The organism is Bacteroides sp. 14(A) (assembly GCF_000526555.1).
Lineage (GTDB): Bacteria > Bacteroidota > Bacteroidia > Bacteroidales > Bacteroidaceae > Bacteroides > Bacteroides cellulosilyticus.
Genome location: NZ_JAGH01000002.1, coordinates 2,109,068 through 2,132,878, shown reverse-complemented (window position 1 = coordinate 2,132,878; position 23,811 = coordinate 2,109,068). Strand labels below are relative to the sequence as shown.

The following is a 23,811-nucleotide window of genomic DNA, read 5'->3' as shown; positions in this document are numbered from 1 at the left end:
GAAACAGAATTAATATTGAATTAAAAACATATTAATCCTCCATATTTCAGCACTTTTCGATTAATAGATGATTTTTTCTGCAATCTTTGTACCTTTGTCATATGTACTAATACAATAGCTATGGACAAATTTAATATAAAAGACAGTCACCCCAATATTTCCAGGCTCGAAAAATTATTTCTGGAAGAAGGGGTACTTACTAAATTCAAGAAGAATGAATATCTGGTACAGCAAAATGAAAAAACAAATCAGATAGGTTTCATCATGTCCGGCATGTTCCGCTTATCACATATAGATGCAGACGCCAATGAATGGATTGTTGGTTATAGCTTCGTAAACGATTTCGTCTGTGACTATCCTTCTTTTATAAAACAGGCAACTTCTACGGTCAATATACAGGCTACTACCGAATGTGAAGTTTATCTTCTTAGCTTAAACCGACTTAATCAATTTTGGGAAACAGACATGGATACCCAACGATTAGGCAGACAGATAGCCGAAACCATGTTTGCCGAGATATACCAACGCTTATTAGGCTTCTATTGCGATAGTCCCGAACAACGTTACCAGTCATTAATGAAACGATGTCCCGATTTGCAAGAAAAACTTTCTTTAAAAGAAATAGCCCAGTTTCTCGGTATTACCCCCGAAACCCTCAGCAGAATACGAAAAAAACAACTGTATACTTAAAAGTCTTGACTTTGGTCAAGGCTTTTATCTTTTATATAGCCTAATATTGCTGCCATAAACATTAATCATAAAAATATGGCCACTTATACTCATTTCGGGAAACAAGCAGATGTATTTAAACATCTTGTACTCTGTGAGATTCTTCAAACCGAAAAGCCACAAGTGTACGTAGAGACAAATTCGGCATCTGCCATTTATCACATGTCACATACTGTGGAACAACAATATGGTATTTATCATTTTCTGGAAAAAGCCAATAAAGAAAAGTTTCTTAGAAATTCTATTTATTATAAGCTGGAAAGTATAGAAATGGAAAAAGGGAATTATTTAGGATCTCCGGCTTTAGCTATGAATATACTAAAAAAACGAGCATCCCAATATATCTTCTTTGATATTGAAAAGGATGCTTTAGAAAACATAGAACTTTACGCCGGACAAATAGAGTTAGAAACGCATATTCAAACATATCATGCAGATTCTCTCGAAGGAGTTATAAAACTACTACCTACGCTTCCCAAATCTTCTTTTCTTCATATTGATCCTTATGAAATCGACAAAAAAGGAATATCGGGAATAAGTTACTTAGATATATTAATAAAAGCCACCCAGGCAGGCATAAAGTGCCTGTTATGGTATGGTTTTATGACTGAAGATGACAAAATGCACATCAACCAATATATCATAAACAGACTCAAAGAAGAAGATATTAAAGAATATACTTGCATTGAGCTAATAATGAATTCAATAAAGAAAGATACGATTATCTGTAATCCGGGAATACTAGGTAGTGGCATCTTAGCTACAAATTTATCTCAAGAATCCAATACCACGATTTTGGAATATAGCAATATGTTGGTCTGCATCTACAGCAACATTAAATATAAGGATTACGATGGAAAATTGTATAGAGACAGGATAAAGTAAACATATCAACATAAAAAAAGGCTATCTATCCCAGACAGCCAATCTTTTGTTAACCTTAAATCTAATACTATGAAAAACACATTGCAAAGATACGGACTTTGAGGATATCTCCAAATTTTCAGGTCCAGACAGGGGTATTTATAACATGGTTTAATAGAATAAAGGAGGTTGTTAACTATTTAGATTCATTATGTTAACGATTAACATAATTCAAATAATATGTTAAAGAAGAGATCTAATAATGCTTTTTACTTCCCAAGAATCATTGCTCTTTTTCACCTTCAGCCTCCAAATCTTTGATTTCTCTGTTTAGAAAGACGGATAAGATAGTTCTCAGAACAACTATACCACCTAAAATTGCCAGTTCATTCAAAGTTGGTTCCAGTACGGTTTTTAAGATATCTGATGCGATAAGAAATTCAAGTCCAAGTAGCAAATAAGTTCCGAAAGTAGCCCGTAGCTTCCGGATATTGGTAGTTGAGTACTTGCCCGTGAATCTTTTAAACTCATTGACCAGAAAAGAAATTATCCCAATTAATGCCCCATAAGTGACGATGAGAAGACTTGTCACACTGATTATAGTGGCTAATGCATTTAAGAACGTAGTAAGCATGTAGATTGAAGTTTATTAATATAACATCGTAAAAAGCTTTAATGTTTGAATTTTAAGGAAATCCCACTCAATTGCACAAAAAGACAGCAATTCTGAATGATATTCCATTCGCAGAGACTCAAATTTCACCTATTTTTGCACCAACAAAGAATTAAGGTTATAGAAAGATGAATAAACACACATTTTACAGCTATCTGATTTTAGGAATGACATTCGCATTTGTTTTCTCAGCACAGGCTCAGAATAAGGTATCTGCACCGATGAAGGATGTCAACCAGGTGATTGACAATACACTGGACAGTTTGAATAAGGCCCGTACAGCAAGACCTGTAGCCGGTTCAAGCCGGAAAGGAAATAATCCCATTCTGTTTTTGGTGGGTAACTCTACCATGCGTACCGGAACCTTGGGAAATGGGAACAACGGTCAATGGGGCTGGGGATATTATGCCGGTGATTATTTCGATTCAGACCAGATTACCGTAGAAAACCATGCATTAGGAGGAACAAGTAGCCGTACGTTCTACAACCGTTTCTGGCCAGATGTTATAAAAGGGGTCCAAGCTGGCGATTGGGTGATCATCGAACTGGGACATAATGACAATGGCCCTTATGACAGCGGGCGCGCACGCGCTTCCATACCGGGAATCGGTAAAGATAGCCTGAATGTCACCATCCAGGAAACCGGAGTGAAGGAAACTGTATATTCCTATGGAGAATATATGCGTCGCTTCGTGCAGGATGTAAAGGCGAAAGGTGCCCATCCTATCCTGTTCTCACTGACTCCCCGCAATGCTTGGGAAGATAAAGACAGTACAATTATCACACGCGTCAACCAAACTTTCGGCCTGTGGGCCAAACAAATAGCCGAAGAACAAGAAGTACCTTTTATAGACCTGAATGATATCACCGCATCCAAATTTGAGAAATTCGGCAAGGAAAAAGTGAAATATATGTTCTACTTAGACCGCATCCACACCAGTGCCTTCGGGGCAAAAGTGAACGCAGAATCTGCAACTGAAGGTATCCGAAACTATGAAAGGTTAGAACTGGCCAACTATTTGAAACCGGTTGAGCAGGATACAATTACCGGTTCCAGCCGGAAAGAAGGATGCCCGGTGGTATTCACTATCGGTGACAGTACGGTAAAGAATAAAGATGATGATAAAGACGGTATGTGGGGATGGGGAAGTGTAATAACTGAGATATTTAATTCAAAGAAGGTATCTGTAGAAAATTGTGCCATGGCCGGACGCAGTGCCCGCACTTTCTTAGACGAAGGACGCTGGGACAAAGTGTATGATGCACTTAAACCGGGAGATTTCGTACTCATCCAGTTCGGACATAATGACGGAGGAGATATCAATATCGGAAAAGCCCGTGGTGAATTACACGGTTCGGGAGATGAAAGCAAAGTCTTTCTGATGGAAAAGACCGGAAAATACCAGGTAGTCTATACTTTTGGCTGGTATCTCCGCAAGTTCATCAGGGATGCACAAGAAAAAGGAGCAATCCCGATTGTATTGAGTCACACGCCCCGCAATAAGTGGAAAGACGGACAAATAGAACGCAATAGCAAGAGTTACGGTAAATGGACACGTGAAGCGGCAGAAGCAACCGGAGCCTGCTTTATTGATCTGAATAAAATATCCGCAGATAAACTCCAAAAGATGGGGCCCAAGAAATCAGCTGTTTTCTATAATACAGATCATACACATACATCTTTGAAGGGTGCGCGAATGAATGCCCAAAGTATAGCCGAAGGGTTAAAAGTTACGGACTGCCCGCTGAAGAAGTATCTGAAATAAAAGCGATACGGAAACATTGCAGAAGTGTCGGAAATAAAAACTAAGAATAGAAAATAAAATAGACAAGGTTAATTAATCCAAAAGAATAGCTTCATCAAACAAATAATCACTTCTTTTGCTCCCGTCAAAAAACAAAACCGGACCATAAATGAGCAATAAGATTGATATAAAAACCTTAGAGGCTTTACGACAAGATAGTCATGAGGCCTTCGAGGAGGTTTTTATCACTTATTACGGTAAAACAAAAGCCTTTATCCAGGGCTATATCAAGTCGAGTCCGGATGCTGAAGAACTGACAGAGGATTTATTTGTAAACCTCTGGATGAACCGCCACTCTATCGATATCTCCAGATCATTTGATTCTTACCTGCATACAATTGCCAGAAATTCTGCCATCAACTTTCTGAAGCACAAATATGTAGAAGATACTTATCTGAGTAGTGTCCAGCATCAGGAATGTAGTTCTACTTCGGAAGAAGATCTGATAGCCAAAGAACTCGGATTACTAATAGACGACACGGTAGAAAAAATGCCGGAACAACGGAGAAAGATATACATGCTAAGTCGCAACGAGGGCCTAAGCAATGAAGAGATAGCCGTACGACTGAATACTACCAAGAGAAATGTGGAAAGTCAGTTAAGCCTCGCTCTGAAAGAGATACGGAAAACTATTTCATACTTCTTCTTATTACTGGCATAATGGTATGGTAATGAATCTGTGGTGAATAAATTCATAACAGAAAAGAGACAAACAACATACAATATTACCTTTTGGTCAAAAGTTCTTCCTCCTTATACCCGGTTCGCATTTCCTTCGCTCCTATACGAGGAACAAAATAGCGAAGTTGGTACGAGGAGGGTACGAAGAAGATACAAGCCTGGTACGAAGCAGATAGTTCTGTTCTTTTTCTCGCTTATTCAGGTAGCCCCCTATTTCTAAAAAGAAAAAATAGAAAAAAGATTCATTTACTTACTGAGTTTTTCATCCGTTGACTGTATATATAGTAAATGCAACAGAATGGAGAAAAATAATATTGTCAGAATCATCGGAACATATTTATCCGGCCGCTTCTCTCCCGAAACGGAAGAGAAGGTTCAGAAATGGATCATTAAAGATAAAGACACTGAAGAAAAAGAAAAAGCTTCATTGGAATATTGGGATCAATTGGAGGCAAAAACAGACCCGGACACTAAACTTGCATTAAACAGAGTAAACCAAAAGATAGGTTATAAGAAAATGGTGCCCCGACCTTTCTATCAGAAACGAATGAGCATCGCGGCAGCCCTGATTCCGCTACTGATTATTGCAGGAAGTTATCTGTACTATACTTCCACGAAGGATAAATGGGTTGAGATATCTGTTGCATACGGTGATAAAAAACACTTCCTATTGCCTGATAGCTCCGAAATATGGCTGAATGCAGGAACAGCAATCAAATACCCGGAAAAGTTCTCGAAAGCGCAGCGCCTTGTATACCTTGACGGTGAAGCCTATTTTTCTGTTCGGAAAGATGCAGCGAAACCGTTTATTGTAGAAACGTCCCAACTTTCAGTCAAAGTATTAGGAACCCAATTCAATGTAAAGGCATACGCTGATGATGAACTGGTGACCACTACCCTGACAAGTGGCAAAGTTGAAGTCACCCCTCCCGTTCAAGGTTCGCAGATACTGAAACCTAATGAACAGTTGACGTACGATAAAAAAACATCTGCCGTCAACATTACTGAAGTTTCTCCAACCGATGCAGATGGCTGGATCACGGGAAAACTGATATTTACCGATGCGCCTTTCACCGAAATCCTGCAAACATTAGAGAGACGTTATAATGTAACTATCAATCATACAATGAACGTTCCCGCCTCCAAACGATATACCGTCCGGTTCCTGAAAAATGAAAATCTGGAAGAAGTTCTGCCTGTATTGAGTGAGATGATCGGCTTCAGTTATCAGATACAGAGAAACAAAGTAGAACTAATCAAAAAACAATAAAAAGAAACTGCCTATGAAGAAAAGGAACCGGATTGCAGCTTGAGACCCTCAACCCGGTTCTGAAATGCTAATGCTCCATCAAACCGTAAAGTAAAACAAAGTATTAACTATACAAAGATAATGCAAATTGAGTGCAGAACTTTCATGCTTGCATGAAAAAGTTATGCCGAAATGCAGCTTATCTTATAAAAACATACAACAATGAATCGAATAACCATTAATAAAGAAACAGACAAGATACTCCTTTTTTTATTTTTTGCCTTTCTCTCATTGAATGCCACAGCACAGAATGACAGAAAGCCAATCACTATACAGAATAAAAACATATCACTGAAAGAAGCTTTTGCTGAGATAGAACAACAAACCGGATATAGCATAGCCTATGAATTATCGGCCGTAGATGTAAAGAGAAAAATATCCCTGTCTTTAGAATCCCAAAGTATTGACAAGGCGTTAGCGCAAATCTTGAAAGACACCCGATATTCGTACAAAATAACAGGCTACCATATCATTATCACTCCATCCGGCAATGAACTACAGAAATCCACCAAGGAAAAAACAGAGAAACCTACCCAAATAGTCAGAGGAATTGTACTGGATTCCAAAACCAATGCACCCATAGAGTCTGCTACTGTAAGAATTATGAATGTCGGTTCTTTAGGCAGCACAACAGACAGTCTGGGGAGATTTCGGATAGACAATGTTCCTGTGGGACGATGCAATATACAAACCTCCTATGTAGGATATAATACCAATATTTTCAATGAGATACCTGTAACCTCTTCCAAGGAAGTATATATGGAAATCACTCTGGATGAAAACATTCACTCGTTGGCGGAAGTCGTCATACAACCGGAGATAAAGAAAGATAAACCTCTGAATGCAATGGCCATTACCGGCGGACGCATGATCAGCATGGAAGAAGCAGGCAGGTTTGCCAATGGTTTTGATGATCCGGCACGTCTGAGTTCCGCATTTGCAGGTGTGGCTGGAGATGTAGGAACCAACGCTGTAGCTATCAGAGGAAATTCACCCCAGTTTACCCAATGGAGGTTGGAAGGGGTAGAAATTCCCAATCCGACTCACTTCGCCGACCTTACCGGACTGGGTGGGGGCTTTCTTTCGGCCCTGAGTACACAGGTGATCGGTAACTCCGATTTCTACAACGGTGCGTTCCCTTCCGAATACAGCAATGCGCTATCAGGTGTCTTCGACATGCAAATACGAAATGGCAACAATCAGAAGTATGAACATACATTTCAGTTAGGCATTCTGGGTATTGACCTGGCATCGGAAGGCCCGATAAGCAGGAAGCATGGAAGTTCCTATATCTTCAATTACCGCTTCTCCACCACTTCCTTGGCTACAGGAAATGATATGAATCTGAAATATCAGGACTTATCATTCAAATTAAATTTTCCTACCCGGAAGGCCGGAACTTTCTCCATCTGGGGAATCGGGCTGATTGACCGTTATAAACCGGAAGCCATCGACCGTGATGAATGGGAGACACAAGGTGACCGGCAGTCCGGAAATACAGCTTTTGACAAAGCGGCAGGAGGACTTACACACAAGTATCTCATCAATGCAGATACGTATATCCGTTCTTCATTAGCCGCCACTTACTCGAAAGATCGCACGAGAGCTGATCAGATGACAGAAGATGACAAACTGGTCCATGTAGGAGATATCCGGAATTCCAAATGGGATATAGTCTTTAATTCCTATCTGAACAAGAAATTCAATTCCAACCATATCAACCGGACAGGTATCACAGTTACAGGGCTCCAATATGACTTGGATTACAAAATCAGTCCTAATTTCGGTTTAGATGTACCTATGGAACAGATTTCAAAAGGGAATGGGGGAAGTTGTGTGCTCTCGGCATACAGCAGTTCTGTCATCAACCTAAGTAACCATCTTATTACTAGTCTGGGCATCACCGCACAGTACTTCACCCTGAATAAGAACTGGACCGTAGAACCCAGAGCAGCCCTTAAATGGAGCTTTAATCCGAAACACGCCTTGGCACTGGCATACGGTCTGCACAGTCGCAGGGAAAAGCTTGACTACTACTTTGTGGAACAGGAAGCCAACGGAAAAACCGAATCCAACAGATACCTGGATTTTTCAAAGGCTCATCACTTCGGGCTTACATACGACTGGAACATCAACTCGTACATGCACTTAAAAGTGGAACCCTATTATCAATATCTATTCCGAATACCTGTTGAAGAGAATTCTTCCTTTTCCATCATCAACCATCAGAGTTTCTATCTGGACAGGATATTAAAGAATAGAGGCTCCGGAGTGAACTACGGTATAGACATTACATTAGAGCAATACATGAAAAATGGTTTTTACTATATGATAACGGCTTCTCTTTTTAAATCAAAATACAAAGCCGGAGATAACATCTGGCGTAATACACGGTTGGACAAAAACTATCTCCTGAACATACTTGCCGGAAAAGAATGGATGGTAGGACGTAATAAACAAAATGTACTAAGTCTCAACGGGCGTATCTTTTTCCAAGGTGGTGACCGATATACCCCTGTAGATGAAGGTAAAAGTATGATAGAACATGATATTAAATTTGATGAAACCAGAGCTTACAGCAAGAAGTTTGATCCCTCCATCAACGGTGACATCTCTTTCAGTTATAGAATTAATAAAAAGAAAATATCTCATGAGTTTTCTATTAAAATGCTAAATGTAGGTATGCGCACAGGAATGCACTTTTACCAGTACAACGAAAAAACTCATAAGATAGAGAAAAAAGACGGATCGGGATTGATACCGAATATCAGTTATAAAATTTACTTTTAGTATATAAAAGAGAACAATCATTGTTTGCACTGTTATCCCAATAAAAGCAAAGAAGATGTATTTGGAAATTTCCCGATACATCTTCTTCTTTCTATTTACTCAGAGCATCCTCAACGGAATACTCCCATCATCCGATAATAATTCTCTATCAGCTTGTTGAAAATCTTTTCACCTGCTCCGACTTCAATAAGCCACGATCCTTCATCTGCTCCGAAGCCACCATAAGCTGCCGATCGAATATCAGGCAGATACATCGGCCATCTTCCGTTGTTCCAGGTATATCCGAAGAAGAAAGGAATAACATGATTGGGTTGCATTTCCCGTTTCCAATCAATCTGGAACTTGATGAAAGGTTCACCGGGAACAGTGGCAATGGCAATACGGTTATTAATGGATATTACGGAGAAATGCACATTATACTTCAGGTTCTTGTCATGTCTGCCGATAAAATGCAGAGAGTCAGTCTTCACCTTGATATTGGGTACATCATACGGGTTCGGATATATTTCTTTGGCCAGTTTAACGGCTTCAATAGAAAGCAATTTACCCATACGGTCTATCAAATCATAATTGGACGGGCGAGGGTCATCCGGCCCGGTACGTCCGCCATCCTTAAATAAAGGTGCCTGGTTTCCTGCACCGCCTTGTACAAAGAGGCAATATACCTGATTGTTAAAAGCTTCTTCCGTATATTTAGTGGCATAACCCACATAGTCGGCAGAGATTTCAAAGTTATTCCAGGCCACATCCGGATGGCAGGCATAATTCATTAGAATTACTTTCGGATTGCCTTTCGTGTCCTCCAGTTTAATAACACCTACAGAATTATCAACAGGCCCATGAGGAATACGCTCCGGATTCACCGCCCTGTAGTGGTCATCTCCTACCCATGATTCGCGGGCGCGACCGTCTTCACGAAGAAGCAACCGGTTGAAACTTAATTGAGGAAAACTACGATAACCGGCTGAAATACGAGCCTCGAACATAGAAGAAGAAGCCTGTTTCAAAGCTTTGGTTATCTGAGCATCGAGCCATTCCTTGGGCCCTGCCTCACCGGAATGTGTATGCTGGGGACAGAAATAGACTTCCTGCAAACCAAATTGCTTTTTTAGTTTCTCGGCTAACGGAACATTACTGTACATAACCAAATCCAGAGAGACAAAAGCAATACGCGAAGCTCCCGCTTCAAGAATAAGAGTTCGTGCATAGAGTGAATCGTGAACCGGATAGCGGGGATTAGGCGGGGTTATATTCACTTTGCCGGTACCAGCCATTAACTTTTCTGCAGCGTTGGTATTCACTGTAGAAAAAACACCTAACAGCACTAATAGTGCTGTCAACCAAAAGCTTTGTGTTTTCATTTGAATTACATTTATCAGATTCATACTAATTACTTTTTTCATGGTATTATTACTTTTTAAATTTACTTTTACGCTATTATTCGGCAATAATACACGAGGAGTATTAATAAAGCTATTAATTCTCTATTAACTTAGAGAGGAATTATTATTTTTTGTATGAACTAACCGTTCATAACAGACGTTATATTAATAGAACTTTAAATACCAACGATCATGGAAAAGTATCTGATTCATAGTAATGAGTTGCATTTCATCAACAAGGAACGCATTCACAGGGAAGTAGAGAAAATGGTAGAGTCATTAGACATGGCAGCAGGTTCCACCAAAGGATTCGACCTGTATACCGTAGTAGAAAGTTATTTCACTGACCTCGAAAAGCGAAGGGAAATCAATCGCTTACTGCATATAGAGAAAGATGAATGTGAAGCCATAGAGGAAGAACTCGGAGTATATGAAATGTGATTTACAATAAAAAACATCACGAGTATTAACTATAATGAATAAAGGGCATAACAAATTGTTGTTATGCCCTTTATTCATTTATAGTTATCAATTCCAGACCACTATCAATCCTTTGCCTGATGTACCGTCAGTTGTGGGAAAGGGAAACCTATACCCTCCTTATTGAATACAGAGTAGACGGTCTTGTTCATATCGAAATAAACTCCCCAATAGTCCTCACTCTTCACCCAGGCACGGATAATCACATTCACGCTACTGGCATCCAGTGCATGAAGGGCTACAAAAGGAGCCGGATCACTAAGAATCCGCTTGTCTTCGGCAATGATACGACGGGTAGTTTCTTCCACCTTATCAAAATTTTCGCCATACTCCACACCGATTATCCATTCTACACGACGGGTAGCTTCACGACTGTAATTAGTCACAGTACCACTGCTCAACGCACCATTCGGGATATAAATAATCTTATTATCACCGGTAGTCAGAATCGTATGGAAAATCTGGATCTCACGAACCGTGCCCGTGATGCCTTGGCTTTCAATCAAGTCACCTACTTTATAAGGACGGAGCAGCAATACAATCAGACCACCTGCAAAGTTCTGCAAGTTACCGGACAATGCCATACCGATAGCCACACCGGCGGATGCCAGCAAGGCAGCAAATGAAGTTGTTTCTACTCCTAATTTACCGATAACGGCAATAATCAATAAGATAGTCAGCAAGATGTTCACCAAACTCTTTACAAAACTCTGGATACTGGCATCCACATGCCGCTTAGCCAACAACCGGGCCACCATTTTATTAAGGAAAGATATCAGGAAACGTCCTACTATGAAAATCAGCACAGCGCTGATGATATGACCACCTGCATTTACTCCCCAGTCTATCAGTTGTTGGAGAAAGACCTGCAATTTACTAAAACCATCTTCTACAACAGTTTCGGCAGCAGGAGCTGCCGCTTGCAATAATAATAACATAATATTTGTTCGTTTGAAGTTAATAATTACACTTTACCAGCAGGATTAAAAAATACCCACCGGCCTACAAAATTAACAAATATTTCCGGTTATCGTTCACTCGATTTGCGTGTTTCAGCGAAAACACTTAATTTTGCCCCCGATTTCAACTAAGGGGTGCCCTAATATGACGGGCTGAGATCATACCCATTGACCTGATCCGGGTAGTGCCGGCGGAGGGAAAAGAAGAAAAGCTCCCTTTTTCTGTATTCATCTTTAATAGTTAAAATTGTAATGAGAAAACATGCAATGGCGGCCTGCCTGTTAATGGCAACGCTGGGTGTCTGTGCGCAGACGCATGAGAAAGACAGCTTGCGGGTGATAAGCCTGCAGGAAGTAGAAATTATCTCTACCCGTGCCACGGGAACCACACCTGTGGCGTTTACCAATGTCAGTAAAGAACAACTTAAGAAGCAGAATTTCGGGCAAGATATTCCCTATCTGTTGTCATTTACTCCGTCAGTACTGACAACGAGCGATGCAGGTGCAGGTATCGGTTACACGAGTATCCGGGTACGCGGAACAGATGCTACACGTATCAACGTAACCACTAATGGTATACCCATGAACGATGCGGAAAGTCATTCTATCTTTTGGGTTAATACTCCCGATCTTGCCTCTTCGCTTCAGGACTTGCAGATTCAACGGGGCGCAGGAACTTCCACTAATGGTGCCGGAGCGTTCGGTGCCAGTATCAATATGAAAACACAAGGAATTTCGCCCACACCGTATGCGGAGTTTTCCGGCTCTTACGGCTCATTCAATACACATAAAGAAACCGTAAAAGTAGGTACGGGGCTCATTAATGGACGCTGGGGATTCGATGCACGTTTATCTAATATCCACAGTGACGGCTACCGTGACCGCGCCAGTGCTGACTTGAAGTCTTACTTTGTACAAGGCGGATATTATGGAGACAAGACCACTATTAAATTCATCACCTTCGGAGGAAAAGAAGAGACCTATCATGCTTGGGATGGCCTGGATAAGGAAACACTGGAAAACGACCGCAAATATAATCCCAATGGCGCCATAGAAGATGATAATGGAAATGTAATCGGATTTTATGATAACCAGATAGATTATTATCGCCAGACGCATTATCAATTATTATTAAATCAAATATTGTCTCCTTCGTGGAAATTGAACATAGCGCTACACTATACAGACGGTTACGGTTATTATGAGGAATATAAAAATAAACGTACGCTGGTAGAATATGGCTTGGTACCCTTTGAAACAAACGGTACTACCATAGAGAAATCAGACCTTGTACGCCGTAAACTGGTAGACAGCCGTTTCGGTGGTGGAGTATTCTCTTTCGATTATAAAGGGGACAAATTGGATGCATCCATCGGCGGTGGCCTGAATTATTACAAAAACACCCATAACGGTAAGGTAGTATGGGTAAAGAATTATCTGGGTGAACTGAATCCTGACCATGAATATTATCGTAATATCGGACGGAAAACGGATGGCAACATCTACGCTAAGATAAATTATGAAATACTGGATGGAGTTAACTTCTATGCTGATATGCAATATCGTTATCTGCGCTATAAGATAAACGGCAATAATGACAAATGGGACTGGACTGCTGATCCGGCACATCTGCAACCGCTGAATATTGACGAAGATTTCAGCTTCTTCAACCCTAAAGCCGGCATATTCTGGAAGATAAACAACAATAATAATCTTTATGCCTCTTTCAGTGTGGCAAATAAGGAACCGACACGCAATAACTATACTGATAACTTATTTGCCGCACAGCCCAAATCAGAGCGGATGTTCGATTACGAAGTGGGATATACGTTCCGTAAAGGTTGGTTCAATGCAGGCGTCAACCTGTACTACATGGATTACAAGAATCAATTGGTACTGAACGGGCAATTGAATGAAATTGGCGAAGCCGTAGCAGAGAACGTGAAGGACAGTTATCGTATGGGTATTGAGCTTATGGCAGGTGCACGCATCACAAACTGGCTGCGTTGGGATATAAACGCAACATGGAGCCGTAACCGCATCAAGAATTATACAGAATATCTAAGTGATGTGAATGAAGACTGGAAAGATATGTATAGTGAAAACTGGGGTATCTCTCAGACAACCCGATATATTGGCACTACTCCCATCTCCTTTTCACCGGACTTTATGGCAAATAGTCTCATTTCTTTGGATTATAAAGGTTTTAATGCATCTTTGCAAACGCAATATGTCAGCAAGCAATATTTAAACAATGCTCATCAAGAGGACTGTACACTGGATGCTTATTGTGTGAGCAACCTGAATCTCGGATATACTTTCAAACTGAAAGGATTGAAATCTGTTAATGTAGGCGTGACGATTTATAACCTGTTTGACGAAACATACGAAAGCAATGGTTATGCATCGGGAAGTGCCGTATACGAAGGTCATGGAAAGAATCAGATAAAGGACAAAGACAGTAAACTGCTCTATACTTCCAATTACGCAGCCTACTATCCTAATGCAGGTATCAATGCGCTGGCACATATCACATTGAGTTTTTAAAGCATGGAACAAACTCTCGAAATTATCGGAACCATCGTCGGGCTTGTCTACCTCTGGTTAGAATACCGGGCGAGTATCTATCTTTGGATAGCGGGCATCATCATGCCTGCTATCTACATTTTCGTCTATTACGATGCCGGACTGTATGCTGACTTCGGAATAAATATCTATTATCTGGGGGCAGCCGTCTACGGTTGGATGATGTGGAAATACGGCAGTTTTGTAAGACAAAAACTGCATCTGCATATCAAAAAAGAAGGACAGCAGGAACTTCTCATTACCCGTATGCCAATGAAATATTACCCGCCCCTCGGCATTGTATTCGCCGTTACTTTTGTCGGCATTGCCTGGATACTCATTCGTTTCACCAATAGTAATGTACCCTGGCTTGATTCTTTCACCACTGCCCTCAGTATTGTAGGCATGTGGATGCTGGCACGTAAATATGTAGAACAGTGGTGGGCATGGATTGTGGTAGACATTGTCAGTGCAGGACTCTATGTTTACAAAGACCTCAATTTCACGGCAGGACTGTATGCTCTTTATACAATAATCGCTATCTTTGGCTACTTCAAATGGAAGAGGATGATGGAAAGAGTGGTAGAGTGATAAGGTGATAAAAGAAACAATGATGAAAGAAAATAATAATAAGAATTCAGTGGAACTCTGTGTTCTCTGTGGTGAACCGGAAGCAGTAATTTTAGCCAATGGTGATTATCCAACCCATCCTATACCTTTGCAAATACTGGCAAACGCTCCTTATATCGTTTGTTGTGATGGCGGTGCAGATGCTTATATAGATCGCGGCAATGTACCTGATGTTATTATCGGTGACGGAGATTCCCTGAGTGAAGAAAACCGCCGGAAATATAGCCATATTCTTCATTGTGTCTCCGACCAGGAAACCAACGACCAGACCAAAGCCGTAAACTTCCTTTTATCACAAGGCAAAAAGAACATCGCTATCGTAGGAGCCACAGGCAAACGGGAAGACCATACTTTAGGAAATATCAGCCTGCTCATTGATTATATGCGTACCGGAGCTCATGTCCGCATGCTGACCGATTATGGTATTTTCATTCCCTGCCATGATACCTGTTCTTTTCCCAGCCAGCCAGGTCAACAGATTTCAATCATAAACTTTGGTGCCCACAACCTGCGAGGCAAAGGCTTGGTATACCCTCTCAGTGACTTCACCAACTGGTGGCAAGGTACACTGAACGAAAGCACGGAAACAGAATTCACCATTCAGGCAGAAGGGGAATACTTGGTAGTGATAAACTATTAGTTCATTTTCTCCTCTCAGCTACCTCCACAAAGTACACACTCAGACATATCATTCCGATAGCCACCCCTTGTTCCCAGGTAAAGCGGTCTTGTCCCACGATATAAGAAACGACGGTCGTCACAATCAGTATCAGATAGCCATACATGGCTACTACGGTTGTCTTCAGATATTTCAATCCGATGGGCATCAACCAATAACTAAGGTAAGTAGGGAAAATAAGGATGAATGCCAGAACCACCCACGGCATCCAATGCCAGGTTCCATGTGCTGCGTCGGTGAACAACGGCGCGTCCCAGCCCAGGATAGTAGATATCACCAGACCGGACAGCGCCGCGCCCCCAAACACATATTTCATTACGGTCACCAAACCGATCTCTTCCAGTAATTTCTTACTCAGAATCAGATAAATGGCAAAGAACACCGAACTGAGCAGGCACAACATATTACCTGTAAAGGCATCATGTGCCAAATCATCGCTGCCTTGGGTCAATATACACAGCAATGCACCACCGAAACCGAGGGAAATACCGATAATTTTCATCAGTGTAGCCCGTTCGTGCAGAAAGAGAACGGAGATAAGAAATACCCAGATAGGTTGTAGGGAATTGAATATGGCACTACTGACGGGTGTCGTTTTACTGATACCCAGCAAATAGCAGAACATAAAACCATACATGCCGAATGCCCCCAGGCAAAGTAACCCGATACGCTGCCGCCGTGTGATAGGTGCTTCTTTCACAAACCAGCCTGTCACCCAGAACGCTATAGCAGCAAAAGTACAACGCACCGTGACACCCGTCAATGCACCCATCCACACGGGCAGCAGGAATTTCAGGGCATTCATATTTAATCCCGCAAATATTCGCGAGACTACCAAACTTAAATTGGCCTCCAGCTTCTTATCTTTCATTCGGATATCACAATTTTGGTTTCAAGGCAGAGAACGCAGGGAGAAGAAAATTGTTCAACGTGCATGGATATTCCAAAACTATTCGTATCTTTAGGATGTTCTATGAAAAACAAAAATGAATAGCCCTATGAAAAGTAAAGAAAAAGACACACTGCGTAGCGAAACCCAAGATGAACCTAAGAGCAAAGAACAGGTGCTCACATTCTCTCATCAACTGCGCCGGGAGATTGAAAATGCCTGCCGCCAATTGGATAACCGCGAAGGACAAAATAACTTAACAATAAACAAGGAGGTAGCAGAATGGCTAAGCAAGTAATATGGTCACTCGTCGCCAAGAAACAGTTGAAGGAAACATTCCAGATACTAAAATTGAAGAATGGGAATAATGAGGTTAGTGAAGTGCTCTATGTACAATTACAGAACATATTACACCGCATCAGCATGAATCCGTTCATCGGACAAACAACAGAAATAGAAAATATACGCTACATCATTCCTCACCCGGGATATACACTTTTCTATCGACATAGCCTCAAGAAGATAGAAGTTGTTGTACTATGGGACAACCGACTAAAAATGGGGGAACTGAAGGTAATCCCTAAAAAGGAATGAGATGTAAAAAAAGTAACGGATTATGATTGAACAAATTCCATTGCATGCCATGCATACCATCTTTGTGTGAACTCATCACCCAAGTTGTATCGACTGGCAACATTACGCACTGTCTCTAAGTTCAAATTATCAGGCAAACGGAGAAGTGTATTTGCCGCACAAAGAGTTTTATATTCTTCATCAAGAATAATCCTTTTACGGAGAGACAGGTTATCATCTCCGATATAGGTTTTGTGACTTATCATGCGTTCTGACACCAGTCTGCCAATCATGACACCTTGCTCTGATATAAAATAGTATGAATTATCAGGTTGCCTGACATAAAGAGTATTATTATTTTTCAAGCTAAAATACTCAAATGCATTATAATTACCAGTTTCCAGATTATAATACCTGAGGTAACGTTCTCTGTATCTCTGCATAAAATGTGGAGTATACTCCAGAACAAGAGGATTTCTATTGCTCGATAATGCAATATATCCACAAGTTTCCTGACCGGTTATCGGAGCGTAAATAAGAAATGTAAAACCTTCATTGAGAGCAAGAAAGGCAATGGTCCAAGAATTGTTCCGCTTTGTTGTGACTACCATTCTTTTAATAAATCTTCCGATAAAGTGTTCTTGCCTGTAGCGCTTTCCACAACGATCCATAAATAAATCGATTTTGGTCTGCAATATTGAAAAATCTTTCATTGCTTCAGCACATAACTCTTCGGACGACATTGACGATACAAACATGTTTTTATCTTGTTTATGGTTAATGCGAACCAGAAATTGAATAAATGCCTTTCTTTTCGGTTATGAATTAATTCACCACAGATTACACAGATTGACACAGATTCTATTTTACTGATTATTAGATTAATAAATCTGTGTGAATCTGTGTAATCTGTGGTGAGTCTTATTCATTCCTTTTCCATTATAAGTCTATTTCAACTCCTTGTTCGCAATATTAATAAATATGGGTACAAAGGTATAAAAAAACAATCCAACATAGTTGGCAGAGGCCTTTTTTCATGTTATAATAATATTATCCTTGAGTAGTTACTGATTTTCTGTCAAGAGCAGATTTATGCATTCTTAACTCTGGCAAGTGGTTTATCACTGTTGTCCATAGTAGCATACCTCTGAAACAGATGGTCTGAATCCCCCGAACGCATCATGTGTTTCATGCAAACAGATGATGCGTTTGCCACAAGTAGATGGTGTGTTTTCCACAGTTGAATAAGGCAAATGCCACATTCTAACCGGGTAAATGCCACACTATTTGCCTGTTAGAGTGTAGCATTTCAGTCATTAAGATGTGGCATTCGGGAAGATCAAATGTGGCATTTCAGATGGGATAAAAAAAGAGAGGAGAAGCAATGCCCCTCCTCTTATGCTAATTTAAACTTGAATCTGAGTTAAAATTACGGTTACAAATATACTATATTGAAACACCAAAGTCAAGCTTTCGGGTTTTTATTTCTTTCCGCTTAAAGAAATTCCGCTTCTTATAGCGACAATAGATAACTTTTAAAATCAGCAAATTCCTTTGTCATCGACAGACTTTGCTTTTCACCTTGCATAAAAGCTTTCAGTTTCGCAGGAATCTCTACGGTTTCGCCGATAATACCTTCCACGGTTTCGAGGAATTTTGCCGGATGCGCCGTCTCCAGGAAAACACCAGTTTCACCTGGTTTCAATCCTTCTTTCAGAGCACGGAAACCACAGGCTCCATGTGGATCAAGCAGGTAATGACATTCCTTCCACGTTTCACGCATCGTTTCGGCAATCTGTTCATTGGTATAAGTAGTACCACTGATTTCAGCAGAAATGGCCGCATGACTGCCTCCATAAAGATCGAGCACACGCGCAAAGTTGCTCGGATCGCCCACATCCATAGCATTGGCAATGGTAGCGATAGAAGGACGTGGAGTATAAACTCCGGTTTGCAAATATTGATAGAAGATATCGTTACGGTTATTGGCAGCAATGAAACGCTTCACAGGCAATCCCATACGTTTACCAAACAATCCGGCAGTGATATTTCCAAAATTACCGCTCGGAACACAGATAACGGCATCGTTCGCCTTGCCTATCTTCTTCAGTTGAGCATAAGCATAGAAGTAATAGAAAGCCTGCGGTAAGAAGCGTGCTACATTAATGGAATTGGCACTGGTAAGTTGCAGATGCTCATTCAGTTCCTTATCCATAAAAGCAGACTTCACCAACGCCTGGCAATCATCGAATGTACCGTCTATCTCAAGGGCTGTGATATTCTGTCCGAGAGTCGTAAATTGTTTCTCCTGTATTTCGCTGACCTTCCCTTTAGGATAAAGCACATATACATGAATACCCTCCACACCGAGGAAACCATTAGCTACCGCACTTCCCGTATCACCAGAGGTAGCAACCAACACATTGACTTGTTTCTTACCTTCTTTTCTGATGAAGTATCCTAAAAGACGGGCCATGAAACGTCCACCCACATCTTTGAAAGCAAGCGTCGGGCCATGGAAAAGTTCGAGTGAATAAATATCTTCCGTCACCTTCACCAAAGGAACATCAAAATTCAATGTATCGTAAACGATTTGTTTCAATGTTTCGGCAGGTACATCTTCCCCAAAGAAAGCGTCGGCTACGCGATAGGCAATCTCCTGAAAGGAAAGAGTATCGATACTATCATAAAAATCTTGTAGCAAAGGTTTAATACTATATGGCATGAAAAGTCCTTTGTCGGCAGCAAGTCCCTTCACTACGGCTTCTTCCAGGCTGGCATCGGGGGCTTGTTTGTTGGTAGAATAATATTTCATATTAAATTTAAAATTAAAGAATTAAAAATTAAAGGCGCGCAAGGCTCTAATGAAATCCGCATTACTTTGCGGTGGGACTCATAAATTCATTGATAAATTCGTCTTCTTTCATCAAACCGTAACTACCTTCGCAAACAGACGCTTCATCAAAGGTTTGTACACTATCCGGTTCGATACCCGGATACCAGATGAAGAAAGGGATCGGTTCATTGGTATGTGTACGGAGCTCACATGGAGTAGGATGATCGGGCAATACGGCAATAGCTACCGGTTCTTCCCAATCTTTCACGGCTTCATATATAGGACCTACAGCACGGCTATCCAGATTCTCGATCGTCAGAAGTTTTAAATCCACATTCCCTTCATGTCCGGCCTCATCGCTGGCTTCGATATGCAGATAGACGAAATCATCCGTCTTCAGGGCTTCCAGTGCAGCAGCCACTTTATTTTCATAATTGGTATCATACAGGCCCGTTGCACCTTCCACTGTCAGGCGACGCAAGTCCGCATAATATCCGATACCATTGATCAGGTCTACAGCAGAAATCACTGCCCCCCGTTTCACTTGTGGAAACTTATCAGACAAACGTTCCATCTTAGGACGATATCCGGGACTCCAGGGCCAAATACTGTTAGCCGGGTCTTTCCCTTCCGCCATCCGCTTCTGATTCAACGGATGATTTTTCAAAAGCTCCTGCGAACGCAGGATAAGATCATTAATCAAATCAGCGGTTTGTTGCGGAGTCAGTTCTGCACCGCCTTCGGGAACCGTTATATTCTCCGTACCCGGCATCGGTTTCACCAGTAAAGGGCGGAAAGGTTTCAACGGCACATCGTGCGGTGGCGTACAATCGATACGCTTATCTCCACCTTTGATCACCAATAAATGACGATATTGCACGCCTGTATAGAAACACACCCGCTCATTGCCCAGATGTTCCTGCAAGTACTTCACCAATACATCGGCTTCTTCCGTTGTGATGTGTCCGGCAGAATGGTTTTTAATATGATCGCCTTCAATGCAAATGATGTTACAACGCATTGCCATCTCGCCCGGTTTCAGATCTACACCGATGCTGGCAGCTTCCAGAGGTCCTCGTCCTTCATAAACTTTCGGCAGGTCATAGCCCAAAACGGACATATTCGCTACCTCACTACCGGGATGGAAACCGTCGGCAACAGTTTTCAACCGTCCCGTACGTCCCATGCTCGCCAGTTTATCCATATAAGGCGTCTTGGCATATTGCATCAGCGTCTTACCGCCCAATGACTCCACAGGCCAATCCGCCATTCCATCGCCTAATATGATTATATGTTTCATTTTATTAAACATTTGCAATACTCATGATATCCGCAAATACACCTGCCGCCGTTACTCCGGCACCGGCACCGTATCCTTGTATCATCATCGGATATTCTTTATAACGTTCTGTAGTCAGCAGAATAATATTGTTACTACCTTCCAAACCATAGAACGGATGATTTACACCCACTTCCTGCAGGCCGACTGATGCTTTGCCATTCTCCAGTTTAGCAACAAAACGCCAGTGCTTGTTCTCAGCTTCCAGTACCTTGCGACGGGCTTCGAAGTCCGCATCCAGGCTCGGCACTTTCTTCCAGAAATCATCCAGCGAACCTTCAAAGAAATCATCGGGCACGAACAGGTTCTTTTCTACATCCGACTGTTCCAGTCTGTAACCGGCTTCACGTGCCAGGATCACCAGTTTACGGATAACGTCCTTGCCACTCAGGTCGATACGCGGGTCCGGTTCGGAGTAACGCTCTTCCTGCGCCATCTTAATGGTCTTGCTGAAAGGAATATCCGCACTGATCTTATTAAAGATATAATTCAGTGTACCACTCAGTACAGCTTCAATCTTCAATATCTTGTCACCGCTATGGATAAGGTCATTGATCGTATTGATAATCGGAAGCCCCGCACCCACATTTGTTTCAAAGAGATACTTCACACCACGCTGACGGGCAATCTGTTTCAGTTCACGGTAATTCTCATATTCCGAAGAAGCGGCAATCTTATTGGCAGCCACTACAGAAACGTTGTGTAACAACAAGTCTTTGTACAAGGAAGCAACTGCCGCACTTGCCGTACAGTCTACAAATACCGAGTTGAAGATATTCATACCGATAATCTCGTCACGCAAAGTTTCCAGCGTGCTCGGTTTGCCCTTCTCTGCCAGTTCTGCACGGAAATCTGTCAGATCAAAGCCTTCACGGCTAAACATAGCCCGGTCAGCATCAGCGATACCCACAATATGTAGCTTCAATCCATTCTCCATCATCAACTTCTGCTGTTGGCAACGGATTTGTTCCACCAGGCTACCGCCTACCGTACCGATACCGCAAATAAAGAGGTTCAGCACCTGGTATTCCGACAGGAAGAATGAATCGTGGATAACGTTCAATGATTTACGCAATGATTTGGAATCCACTACAAATGAGATATTTGTTTCCGAAGCACCCTGAGCACAAGCTATCACATTGATACCGTTACGTCCCAACGTACCGAACAGCTTTCCGGCAATACCCGGCGTATGCTTCATATTTTCACCTACAATAGCTACCGTAGCCAGGTTCTTCTCCGCCTGTATCGGAGAAATCTCACCCATTTCAATCTCTTTGGCAAACTCCTCGTTCAGCACTTCACATGCCAGATCGGCATCCGCATTACGCACACCGATAGAGGTAGAATTCTCCGAAGATGCCTGAGATACAAGGAACACACTGATGCCATTCTTTGCCAGTGCCTTAAAGATGCGGTAGTTCACACCAATCACACCTACCATACCCAAACCCTGCACAGTAATCAGACTGGTATCATTGATAGAAGAAATACCCTTAATCGCTTTCGTACGCGGATCGGATACTTCCTGTCTGATAATCGTTCCCGTTCCTTCGGGATTGAATGTATTCTTTATTAAAATAGGAATATTCTTGTGGCAAACCGGATAAATAGTCGGCGGATATACTACCTTGGCACCGAAGTTACAAAGCTCCGTTGCCTCTACATAACTCAGTTCGTTAATGGTATAAGCGGTAGAAATCACACGCGGATCTGCAGTCATGAAACCATCCACATCCGTCCAGATTTCCAATTGGTCGGCATCCAATGCCGCCGCAATAACCGAAGCTGTATAATCGGAACCACCACGACCCAGGTTCGTAACATCTCCCGTCACCTTATCAGTAGAGATGAAACCCGGAACCAACGCACGCTTCGGCAAAGTGCTGAATGTTTCACGAATCAATTCATTCGTCAACTCGGTATCCAATACATACTTGGAGTGCTTCTTTTCAGTTTTGATGAACTTGCGTGAATCAAACCATTCGGCTCCTGTCAACTCTGCAACGATAATGGATGATAAACGCTCGCCATAGCTGACAATCGTATCGGAGGTCTTTTGCGAAAGGTCCTTTATCAGATAAATACCCTGGAAAATATCTTTCAGTTCATTGAGCAATTCACCGATCTGGCGTTGCAGTTCCACTTGCCCCTCACCAGCAGGAATCACTTCTTTAATCATTTCCACATGGCGGTAAACAATTTCGCGAAACTCATTTTCGTAAGCAGCATCACCGGCAGCCGCCATTTTCGACGTGTTTATCAGCTTGTCTGTGATGCCCCCCAGCGCGGAAACCACCACAATTACCGGTTCTTCTACTGCTTCTACAATTCTCTTTACGCTCAAAATACTGTTCGCGGAACCTACGGACGTTCCGCCGAATTTTATTACTTTCATATCCTTTATTACTATTGATAAGGTTGATACAATGTGTCGGAAACAGGACGTATATACCTGTATTGACTTGAATTAAATAAGAAAAACTGCTGAAAAATAGTGTAACACGTAGAAACACAAATACTATCCATTAACCCCTAAGGGTCATGGTCATGCACATGGATGTGACTGTATGTTGATAGTACTTGTTCATACTCTCTGTTTCTTTCATTATTGATAAGTGTCGCAAA

At 41.6% G+C, this 23,811-nt stretch carries 20 protein-coding genes and 1 riboswitch; of the genes, 12 read left to right on the top strand and 8 right to left on the bottom strand.

The genetic code is table 11. The features are described 5' to 3' along the window. The first annotated feature begins 120 nt into the window (after nucleotides 1-120). Nucleotides 121-690: a Crp/Fnr family transcriptional regulator gene (locus K429_RS0115605; protein ID WP_026367526.1), complete on the top strand. Its 570-nt coding sequence runs from the start codon at nucleotides 121-123 to the stop codon at nucleotides 688-690. Nucleotides 691-765: 75 nt separating this feature from the next. Beyond that, nucleotides 766-1,614, top strand: coding sequence for a hypothetical protein (locus tag K429_RS0115600; RefSeq protein WP_026367525.1), 849 nt, complete (start codon nucleotides 766-768; stop codon nucleotides 1,612-1,614). A 262-nt stretch (nucleotides 1,615-1,876) separates the two neighbouring features. Here the strand turns inward: K429_RS0115600 and K429_RS0115595 are convergent, their stop codons facing one another. Continuing rightward, entirely contained in the window at nucleotides 1,877-2,227 is a 351-nt protein-coding gene (locus K429_RS0115595; RefSeq protein ID WP_007209486.1) for a DUF1622 domain-containing protein, read from the bottom strand. Nucleotides 2,228-2,394: 167 nt separating this feature from the next. Here K429_RS0115595 and K429_RS0115590 point away from each other — a divergent pair, with 167 nt between their 5' ends. The 4 genes from K429_RS0115590 (at nucleotide 2,395) to K429_RS0115575 (ending at nucleotide 8,851) form a co-directional block, all read left to right on the top strand. After that, nucleotides 2,395-4,032, top strand: coding sequence for a rhamnogalacturonan acetylesterase (locus K429_RS0115590; protein ID WP_026367524.1), 1,638 nt, complete (start codon nucleotides 2,395-2,397; stop codon nucleotides 4,030-4,032). Between the two features lie 148 nt (nucleotides 4,033-4,180). Further along, nucleotides 4,181-4,732 carry an RNA polymerase sigma-70 factor gene (locus K429_RS0115585; protein WP_026367523.1) on the top strand — a complete coding sequence of 184 codons (552 nt, stop codon included), beginning with the start codon at nucleotides 4,181-4,183 and terminating at the stop codon, nucleotides 4,730-4,732. Nucleotides 4,733-5,050: 318 nt separating this feature from the next. Then, nucleotides 5,051-6,022, top strand: a complete 972-nt coding sequence (locus K429_RS0115580) for a FecR family protein (RefSeq protein WP_026367522.1) — start codon at nucleotides 5,051-5,053, stop codon at nucleotides 6,020-6,022. Nucleotides 6,023-6,223: 201 nt separating this feature from the next. Continuing rightward, the gene (locus tag K429_RS0115575; protein ID WP_026367521.1) at nucleotides 6,224-8,851 is read left to right on the top strand and encodes a carboxypeptidase regulatory-like domain-containing protein; all 2,628 of its coding nucleotides are present in this window, start codon (nucleotides 6,224-6,226) and stop codon (nucleotides 8,849-8,851) included. Between the two features lie 110 nt (nucleotides 8,852-8,961). On the opposite strand, the gene K429_RS0115570 is transcribed toward K429_RS0115575, so the two are convergent. Further along, on the bottom strand, nucleotides 8,962-10,254 hold the full coding sequence (locus K429_RS0115570; protein ID WP_007209480.1) for a neutral/alkaline non-lysosomal ceramidase N-terminal domain-containing protein: 1,293 nt from the start codon (nucleotides 10,252-10,254) through the stop codon (nucleotides 8,962-8,964). Between the two features lie 171 nt (nucleotides 10,255-10,425). On the opposite strand from K429_RS0115570, the gene K429_RS0115565 reads away from it, so the two are divergent. After that, nucleotides 10,426-10,674 carry a hypothetical protein gene (locus K429_RS0115565; RefSeq protein WP_007209479.1) on the top strand — a complete coding sequence of 83 codons (249 nt, stop codon included), beginning with the start codon at nucleotides 10,426-10,428 and terminating at the stop codon, nucleotides 10,672-10,674. A gap of 104 nt (nucleotides 10,675-10,778) precedes the next feature. Here the strand turns inward: K429_RS0115565 and K429_RS0115560 are convergent, their stop codons facing one another. Continuing rightward, on the bottom strand, nucleotides 10,779-11,651 hold the full coding sequence (locus K429_RS0115560; protein ID WP_026367520.1) for a mechanosensitive ion channel family protein: 873 nt from the start codon (nucleotides 11,649-11,651) through the stop codon (nucleotides 10,779-10,781). 142 nt (nucleotides 11,652-11,793) lie between these two features. After that, a riboswitch (TPP riboswitch) is annotated at nucleotides 11,794-11,890 on the top strand. A gap of 34 nt (nucleotides 11,891-11,924) precedes the next feature. On the opposite strand from K429_RS0115560, the gene K429_RS0115555 reads away from it, so the two are divergent. The 3 genes from K429_RS0115555 to K429_RS0115545 are packed head-to-tail and all read left to right on the top strand — an operon-like array spanning nucleotide 11,925 to nucleotide 15,507. Then, a complete protein-coding gene (locus K429_RS0115555; RefSeq protein WP_007219835.1) occupies nucleotides 11,925-14,219 on the top strand; it encodes a TonB-dependent receptor in 2,295 nt (764 codons plus the stop codon). Between the two features lie 3 nt (nucleotides 14,220-14,222). Then, on the top strand, nucleotides 14,223-14,828 hold the full coding sequence (gene pnuC / locus K429_RS0115550; RefSeq protein WP_026367519.1) for a nicotinamide riboside transporter PnuC: 606 nt from the start codon (nucleotides 14,223-14,225) through the stop codon (nucleotides 14,826-14,828). A 22-nt stretch (nucleotides 14,829-14,850) separates the two neighbouring features. Further along, entirely contained in the window at nucleotides 14,851-15,507 is a 657-nt protein-coding gene (locus K429_RS0115545) for a thiamine diphosphokinase (RefSeq protein WP_026367518.1), read from the top strand. Between the two features lies 1 nt (nucleotide 15,508). Here the strand turns inward: K429_RS0115545 and K429_RS0115540 are convergent, their stop codons facing one another. Next, nucleotides 15,509-16,417 (bottom strand): DMT family transporter, encoded by a 909-nt coding sequence (locus tag K429_RS0115540; RefSeq protein WP_022209352.1) that lies wholly within the window; start codon nucleotides 16,415-16,417, stop codon nucleotides 15,509-15,511. Between the two features lie 127 nt (nucleotides 16,418-16,544). Here K429_RS0115540 and K429_RS0115535 point away from each other — a divergent pair, with 127 nt between their 5' ends. Both K429_RS0115535 and K429_RS0115530 read left to right on the top strand, forming a co-directional pair. Further along, the gene (locus K429_RS0115535; protein ID WP_026367517.1) at nucleotides 16,545-16,733 is read left to right on the top strand and encodes a hypothetical protein; all 189 of its coding nucleotides are present in this window, start codon (nucleotides 16,545-16,547) and stop codon (nucleotides 16,731-16,733) included. After that, nucleotides 16,718-17,029: a type II toxin-antitoxin system RelE/ParE family toxin gene (locus K429_RS0115530; protein WP_026367516.1), complete on the top strand. Its 312-nt coding sequence runs from the start codon at nucleotides 16,718-16,720 to the stop codon at nucleotides 17,027-17,029. The genes K429_RS0115535 and K429_RS0115530 overlap by 16 nt, the downstream gene beginning before the upstream one ends. Before the next feature lie 20 nt (nucleotides 17,030-17,049). On the opposite strand, the gene K429_RS0115525 is transcribed toward K429_RS0115530, so the two are convergent. The 4 genes from K429_RS0115525 to thrA all read right to left on the bottom strand — a co-directional run bounded on the left by K429_RS0115525 (nucleotide 17,050) and on the right by thrA (nucleotide 23,581). Then, nucleotides 17,050-17,721, bottom strand: a complete 672-nt coding sequence (locus tag K429_RS0115525) for a hypothetical protein (protein WP_227071362.1) — start codon at nucleotides 17,719-17,721, stop codon at nucleotides 17,050-17,052. A gap of 800 nt (nucleotides 17,722-18,521) precedes the next feature. Next, entirely contained in the window at nucleotides 18,522-19,823 is a 1,302-nt protein-coding gene (thrC, locus tag K429_RS0115520; RefSeq protein ID WP_026367514.1) for a threonine synthase, read from the bottom strand. A 61-nt stretch (nucleotides 19,824-19,884) separates the two neighbouring features. Continuing rightward, on the bottom strand, nucleotides 19,885-21,144 hold the full coding sequence (locus K429_RS0115515; RefSeq protein WP_026367513.1) for a cofactor-independent phosphoglycerate mutase: 1,260 nt from the start codon (nucleotides 21,142-21,144) through the stop codon (nucleotides 19,885-19,887). A 4-nt stretch (nucleotides 21,145-21,148) separates the two neighbouring features. Then, nucleotides 21,149-23,581, bottom strand: coding sequence for a bifunctional aspartate kinase/homoserine dehydrogenase I (thrA, locus tag K429_RS0115510; protein WP_007209467.1), 2,433 nt, complete (start codon nucleotides 23,579-23,581; stop codon nucleotides 21,149-21,151). Nucleotides 23,582-23,811 lie beyond the last annotated feature (230 nt).